Source organism: Streptomyces sp. AC627_RSS907 (assembly GCF_019049165.1).
In genome coordinates, this window is the sequence record NZ_JAGMUE010001511.1 from 1 (window position 1) to 622 (window position 622).

Annotated in this window: 2 protein-coding genes; both read right to left on the bottom strand. The window is 71.9% G+C overall.

Features of this window, described 5'->3' with window-relative positions; all coding sequences use genetic code 11:
* Window positions 1-387: transposase (locus KUM32_RS45555; protein WP_374227629.1), on the bottom strand; the 387-nt coding region annotated here is incomplete at its 3' end.
* Window positions 336-622 (bottom strand): transposase (locus KUM32_RS45560; RefSeq protein WP_374227628.1); only part of this gene is annotated, 287 nt, incomplete at its 5' end. The genes KUM32_RS45560 and KUM32_RS45555, both read right to left, overlap by 52 nt.

The window sequence follows — 622 nt, forward strand, 5'->3', positions numbered from 1 at the left end:
GCCTCCGGGGTCCGGCCGGGCACCCCGGGAACCTGTTGACCTCGGGCGCCCCCCGCGCGATCCATGCTTGAGGCGGTTGCGGACTCGGTCCACCGGAACCGGAATGGTGGCCTTGATGCCGCGTCTGCGCAGGTAGGAGCGATTGCCGCGGGAGTCGTACGCCTTGTCGGCCCGCACCCGGTCCGGGCGCTTGCGCGGCCTGCCGGGCCCCAGCCTCGGGACCCGGACGGCTTCCAGGACCGCTTCGAACTGCGGGGGGTCGCCCCGCTGCCCGGCCGTGATCACGACGGACAAGGGCTTCTGCCCCTGCTCGACCGCGAGGTGGATCTTGCTGGTCAGTCCGCCGCGGGAGCGTCCGAGGCCGTGATCGGCCGGCTCGATGAAGATCCCGCCGGGCGGTTCCTTCTGGAGGTCCCCCTTTTCGCCGCTCCGGCAGCGTGCTGGTGGGCCCGGCAGACGGTGGAGTCGACGTTGACCTCCCAGGTGATCAGGCCCTTCGCGTCCGCCTCGGCCTGAAGCTGGGTGAGGAGCCTTGCCCAGGTGCCGTCCCGCTGCCAGCGTCGGAACAGGTCATAGACCCGATCCCAGGGCCCGTAGCGTTCGGGCACGTCCCGCCAGGGAG